This is a genomic window from Enterovibrio nigricans DSM 22720 (genome assembly GCF_900167155.1).
GTDB lineage: Bacteria > Pseudomonadota > Gammaproteobacteria > Enterobacterales > Vibrionaceae > Enterovibrio > Enterovibrio nigricans.
In genome coordinates this window covers 1-6,581 of record NZ_FUXU01000129.1, presented here as the reverse complement: position 1 = coordinate 6,581, position 6,581 = coordinate 1, and the positions used below count along the sequence as shown (strand labels likewise).

Below are 6,581 nucleotides of genomic sequence, written 5' to 3'. Positions count from 1 at the left end.
AGGGCGAAGTGTGCCTGATTGAAAATCAGTTCACTTTTTAACTCAGGATAACCTAGGGTCTCAGCGGCCTTCTACTAACTTTGCAACGGAGCCGGCTACAGACTTGAGTGTATGTAGCCGATCAGATCGCAAGCGATTGGTTTAGTTCCATCGATTTACGCAACAAAGCCCATTAAAAATTCAAAAAAACAATCAGATATAAGTGTCACCTTTATTATGTGTAAATAATACACATAAATGAACAAAAATTTTCGATTATCACGACTTAAATATTTTTAATAAACGACTGGGTTATTTTGATTTCTTTGAGCGCCTTCAAAAAAAACGCTATTAAATTTGAGGTAACTGTATTTTCTGCGTTTAATTCTCCTGTAACAAATTTGTTACATTTGTTAACTCTTGCTAAATGAGCAATTATTAAATTAAAAATAACATAAGGAAGTAATAATGAATAAAAGTAAGTTGACTTTATCAATGTCAGCTCTTTCACTGCTGCTTGGAATATCTGATACAGTATTTGCCGGTGGTGGTGGACCTCCACCTCCTGATAAATGTGCCCACTTACAAAATATCCAGTCAGGCGTGTTTGCAAACTATATTGCGGTAACAAATAGCTGCCCATATCGCGTGATATTAAATTATTACGATCCACTAGATAGAAGATGGAAAGCAAAAGGGGCTCTTGGTACCAATACACATAGCAAGCCTTATTATTTCCATGTTGGTGCATTTGTAAGTCAATACAATTTCCAAAAAACCAACTAAACATCATGCCACCCTTGTGGGTGGCATGCTTACTAAATCGGTAGTTTATAAACATGAGAATACTCGTTGCTCTTCTTATCGTTGCATTGTTATCTGGTATATTCCTGTCTAAAAAAATAACAAAGTCGGAAATATATGAAATGGTGGAAGTAGAGACAGTAAAAGAAGAGAACTTTATACAGGTAACTGCTGAAGTCCAGTCTCAAGGAACAATAAAAATCTCTGTCGATGAAAAAAAAAAATTAAAGCAGCTCTTTGTTAAAGAGGGAGACGTGCTCAAAAAGGGTGACCCTATTGTTTCTCTTGAACTTGAAGACGCGAATGAGGATATCAGCAAACTGTCTCAGGATCTCGAGTTGGCAAAAATAAGCTTGGAGAAACAGTCTATGTCCGTGAGGCTTTCAAAGGAAGAATTAAAAGAAGCGCAAGTACTCTTTAATGCGAAGGCTATTCTTGAAGATGACTTGAAAAAAGCCAAATTCAAATATGAAAATGATATCCTATCGCTGAAGGAGATAGAGCTAAAAGTACATCAGATAAAAAGTCAACTGGATTATATTAAGAGCAATAAGTTAATTGTCATTACTTCTACGATAAATGGTACCGTTTACAAATGCCCAGATATTGGATTTAGCCAATTATCACGGGACAAGCAAATAATTGAAGTTTTTAGCAACGAAAATTTAAATTTGGTTTTCTACGTAAAGCCCTCTGACTTTAAAAATATTAATGTTGGTATGACAGTGCAAGGTTTTTACAGCGAGGGAGAGAAAAATGAAATATATGGGGTTGTCAGTGTAAAAGTTCCTTATCCCGATCAGGACAGCATTAAAAAAGGCGTTCTACGGTACAAGGTCGTTGCTAGAATTACGAGTGAAATGGATGATATTCTTGTTGGTGAGAAAATAGACGCATTTGTATTGTCTGGAGAATCAACGACTAGACACTATGTTCCGTTTAATATTTATATAGAAGATAAAGATAATGTCCAATACCTCGAAACCTTCGATGCTTATGGTAACCAGCAGTTAGTAAAAGCAAATTTTGGTGCAGTTAAAAATGGAAAGGTTGAAGTAGTGGGGGTGGACCTTAACGGATTTAAAGTAAAGGTAGCTAACAATGACTCTACCAGTGATTAAATTGAATTCAATCTCCAAGAAAATTCATGACATGGAAATATTATCTGATATCAATCTGACCATTTCAGATGGCGAATTTATCTCAATTTTAGGTAGTTCTGGTAGTGGGAAAAGTACCCTTACCAATATTATCGGGTTACTTGATGATGATTTTGTTGGCTCTTATCTGCTTGATGGAATAGAGATGGTTGGTAGAAAAGGGTTGGAGGATGTTAGAAATCAGTTTTTTGGATTTATATTTCAATCCTATTATCTTATTTCCTACCTGACAATCAGAGAAAATTTAGACCTTATTATAAAGATAAAGCACAAAAGTAGTGAAAAGAAAAAACTCATTAATAATGTTCTAAAGAAAGTTGGGTTGATAGAAAAAATAGATTCTTTTCCAAATGAATTATCGGGAGGAGAACAACAAAGAATCGCTATCGCGAGGGCAATTATCAATTCACCAAGAGTGATCATTGCAGATGAACCTACTGGGGCATTAGATCTTTCAAATAAGAGAATAATATACGAAATTCTTTCGGAGTTAAACTCAGAGGGAAAAACAATAATTCTAATAACGCATGACATTGAAATTACGAGTTTAGTGAAGAATAACTATGAAATTAGAAAAGGAAAAATCTTTAAAAAATGTATCAACGATGAAAGTTAACATCGACTTATTGTATGTTCTCCGTATTCTTTTTCTTTGCAGGGGTATTGTTTACCCTGCCATTATCAGTATATCTCTTGGTGTTGCGTGTATTACTGCAGTTCTAAATATTGGTCAGGAAATGAAGAACAATGTTGTCGAATCTCTTTCCCTATCAAACAATACCATTGTAGCATACTTTCTCAATGGGAGTGAATTGAATGAACAGTCTTTTACAGATAGTGACATAGCAAAACTTAAGATATTAATGCGCTATAAAGAGATAGGTATCTCAAGTAGCGTCAATACAGTTGTAGATGGTAATTTCATCAATATCTTGACGATAAATGATTTTTACTACCAATCAAAATTCGGTAAAGACATCAATGCGATCATGATGAATACAATGAACAAGGTGGCCATCGTTCCAAAAGCACTGAGTGGAATATTCATGGTTGGTAATAATGGTGAGAGATATATAGAAATAGGAGATGAGAAATTTGTCATTGTTAATGAATATGATGGGCGTGATGATTCCCCTGTCTACATTCCATATAAAACGTTAAGAGAGATTTCTGATAAAGGAATCGAAAAGTTAATATTTGTTGATGACAACCCAGAAAACATCTTGAAATCATACAATCGAATTAAACTTTCTATTGATATTGTATTCGGTGATACGAGTAAGAATATAGTAATTAAGGTCAGTAAGGATATCATAGAGGCAATAACGAAAAACATATCAGAAATTCAACAGTATCTCTTGCTTATCTCATTGATACTCATGGTCGTAGCTACAGTAAATGTCAATAATGCATTGAGCAGGTTAGTGAGTAAAAGGAAGATGGAATTTGGCATTAGGTTAGCTTACGGTGAAACAAAGAAAAACCTGACTATCAATTTATTGATTGAAACTTTTGTCATCTGCCAATTTGGTGTCATTCTAGGTGGTGTCCTTTATTTGATTTTGTCTATGGTGTTAGTCTTACTGGTGCCTGGCTTGGACTTTTCTTTTTATCCGGAACACTTTTTGTTATCTATTTTTGTTGGTACTGTTTCTGCGTTTTTCAGCGCAATAACACCCAGTATTAAGATCATGAATTTGTCAGTCATTAAAATTCTGAGGGATTTATGAGAGTCATATCCATTTTATTGTTGTCTTCACTGATGTATTCGTGCACTGGCTTAGATGAAAGTTTATATGTGGCAGATTCATCCTATTTCTCATATGAAAGTGAAGCCCTAATCCCGTCACATTTCTCAAACAACGTAGACGGAATCCTTCGCATAAGGAACTACATAGATAACGTAAAGTTTATAAAAATTTATGAACACGTAATCAGTAACAGTTCCAATGTGAGAATAAAGGAGTTGGAAGCTGACATAAAAAAACTGAGTAATAATTCGAATTCATTGGCATCATTTCCTACTTTGGGGATTGGGGTTTCGACATCAATATCAAAGAAGGATAGTATTAATTCCTATTACGGGTCGTTATCCACAGACACCAGTCTCAACTCAATCGTTTCAAAACTATCTGAAAGTTCAAAGTCTGACATTTTGTCTAAAATTAAGGCTGTGAACTTATCAATAGTTTCAAGCCATGTTTTTTCTGATCTTTCAAAGATTGTATATGATATTGAGGAAATTGATAAAACGAGCACTATTCTGGGGGGAATTATAATCCTCCAGCGGGAAAAAGCAGAAATAATTGAATTGTTATTCCACAAGGGTAAGGTTGCTGAGTCCAAATGGTTGGACAGCATTCGTGATGTGAATTTAACAGAATATGAGTTGGACAAAAAGAATCAACGCAGGAAACAGATTTTATACAAACTAAAAATGGACTCTGGTTTGGAATTGAAGGAGGGTGATTACTTTTTCGATATCAGTGAATCTTCACCACTATTATCAGGATTCTCATTCTATCACATTGCTAACAGCAACGAAGTGAAGCTGAAAGAGTTTGAAATGGCATTGTCATATACGGATGCGAGGAATGCAAACCTTCTGTTTATACCAGAGGTTTCAATATCAATTGGTACTGATTTCTTGGAAGTCATTCAGAATATCACAATGTCATCTTTCCTGAACTCTATATCTGTTGCGTTTCCCTTGGATTTTTCTGACAAAATCAACATGAAAGAGTCCAGAATTAAAACGTATAGAAAAAGCGTTTACGAGTATAAAAAGTCTTTATATGAGGGAGTATTAAAACTATCCAAAGCGTACTTTGATTATAGTGAGTCTAGGAGTAACTATCTATATAGTTTGGAGCAAATGAAAGTGAGGGAATCTGAGTCGAAAAAGATAGCGCTTAAATATCAGTTTGGCAGTATTTCTTACCTGGATTTTCTTGATTTTTCTATCGATACACTTAGAAAGGAAAATATTACTCACGAAGATAAACGCGCTTTTAACAACAAGCGTGTAGATTTGCTCTTGGAAGCTGGCTATGAATTTTGATAAAAACAACATAATATTTTCTTCGAGTCTGATTTTCTTTACTATTCCATTATGGTGGGATGACCATTTTTCCTGGGTTTTCAATATTATTGGACTGGCGATATTTTTAAGTGGCTCGGAGTATTTTCTTAGAAATAAGTTGTTCAAAAACTATTCTGTCTTTTCGGTGTCTTTTTTTGTGGTCTGGGTGTTGTTATCAACCTATTATCTTTTTGAAACGTTATATATAAATACTGATATTGGTCTGCCACTGAGTGTTTTTCTTGTGGGAATCGCTAATGTTTTAATGTTGCTACCCTATATCTTTATGGTGATAGTGTCTTACCATTTGAGAAAATATTCAACGTATATCAGGTTAACTGCGGCCTTCAGTGCTTGGATGACCATTGATCTTCTGACGCAGAATTACAATTATAGTTTAAGCACTTTAAAGCTAAATTATTTTCATATTGACTCGCCATTTAGTGTCTACTTTCCCATTGGTGGAGGTTTACTGGTGAGTGCAATTGTGCTTTTCACTGCAATGCTTCTGGCTAATTTTAATCGATATACCATTTCTGTTTTGGTAATGGTCATATTTATCACACTATTGGCCAATGATAGAAACTATACTGAATATCAGAAAAAAGACCCTTTAAAAGTATCGGTCGTACAAACTGGTGAAAATCTGAATTCGATAAAAACCAGAGATATTGAGTTTCCCAACAACATTTTATCCCTTCTGAATCAAGTACCTTTGGATACCGATTTGGTTGTATTACCAGAAGTGCTTTCTAACCAGATTATTTACAATTTTCCAAAGTCATTTTTCATCCGACTGAGAGAATGGTCAATGGAAAGAGATTCATATCTGATTTTTGGCGCTTTCAATAACTCTGATAATGAAACCGGGATTCCAGTGGTGTCTGCCTTTTATGTCACTCCAGAAGAGTTGAGGACGTTTTCTGACGATGAGCCATTGTGGCGATTGAGCAACTACTACTATGGTAAACAGGCGTTAATCCCCTTTGCGGAAACGTCTCCAGGGATACTCAAGCATTTTTACAATACATTTGATAATTCCAGTCTGTCTAAGAGCTACTTTAAACACACCGTTTGGGATGTGAAAGGTTATCTAGTTTCTCCGTCTATTTGTTATGACTTTTACTTTCCCAATGTGGTGAATAAAAACGGTATTGAATCCAACTTGCTGCTTAATATTGGGTCTCAAACCTGGTTGGCCGGTACACAGGGCCCAGGAGTCTTACATAACTTTTCCCGTGTTCGTGCATTAGAAAATGCAAGCCCGGTGCTGCGGGTCGATACATTTGGTATTTCAGAATTAATCGATGAGAAAGGTAGGGTGATTTTTCAACTACCAGAAGGGAAGAGCATGGTGAGGTCATTTGAATTACAGTATGCGACGGGGGCCACGCCTTATGCCAGATACTCAGATTATCCTCTGATTGCGTTGCTTATCGCGAACGCGATTGGGGTTTTATTTTACAGCTCTGTGAAGGGCTCCGTTGCAAAGTTAGTAGAAGGCCGCTGAGACCCTAGGTTATCCTGAGTTAAAAAGTGAACTGATTTTCAATCAG

6 protein-coding genes are annotated in these 6,581 nt (G+C 35.6%); all 6 read left to right on the top strand.

What is annotated here, in order from left to right; translation table 11 throughout:
* Positions 1-447 precede the first annotated feature (447 nt).
* The 6 genes from B5D35_RS24165 to lnt all read left to right on the top strand — a co-directional run bounded on the left by B5D35_RS24165 (position 448) and on the right by lnt (position 6,535).
* Positions 448-765, top strand: a complete 318-nt coding sequence (locus tag B5D35_RS24165) for a hypothetical protein (protein ID WP_139367834.1) — start codon at positions 448-450, stop codon at positions 763-765.
* 53 nt (positions 766-818) lie between these two features.
* The gene (locus tag B5D35_RS22105; RefSeq protein ID WP_078754602.1) at positions 819-1,904 is read left to right on the top strand and encodes an efflux RND transporter periplasmic adaptor subunit; all 1,086 of its coding nucleotides are present in this window, start codon (positions 819-821) and stop codon (positions 1,902-1,904) included.
* The gene (locus B5D35_RS22100) at positions 1,885-2,559 is read left to right on the top strand and encodes an ABC transporter ATP-binding protein (protein ID WP_078754601.1); all 675 of its coding nucleotides are present in this window, start codon (positions 1,885-1,887) and stop codon (positions 2,557-2,559) included. Before B5D35_RS22105 ends, B5D35_RS22100 begins: the two co-directional genes overlap by 20 nt.
* A complete protein-coding gene (locus B5D35_RS22095; protein ID WP_078754600.1) occupies positions 2,507-3,673 on the top strand; it encodes an ABC transporter permease in 1,167 nt (388 codons plus the stop codon). Before B5D35_RS22100 ends, B5D35_RS22095 begins: the two co-directional genes overlap by 53 nt.
* Before the next feature lie 68 nt (positions 3,674-3,741).
* A complete protein-coding gene (locus tag B5D35_RS22090; protein ID WP_170915248.1) occupies positions 3,742-5,004 on the top strand; it encodes a TolC family protein in 1,263 nt (420 codons plus the stop codon).
* The gene (gene lnt / locus B5D35_RS22085; RefSeq protein WP_078754598.1) at positions 4,994-6,535 is read left to right on the top strand and encodes an apolipoprotein N-acyltransferase; all 1,542 of its coding nucleotides are present in this window, start codon (positions 4,994-4,996) and stop codon (positions 6,533-6,535) included. The genes B5D35_RS22090 and lnt overlap by 11 nt, the downstream gene beginning before the upstream one ends.
* The last annotated feature ends 46 nt before the right edge of the window (positions 6,536-6,581 follow it).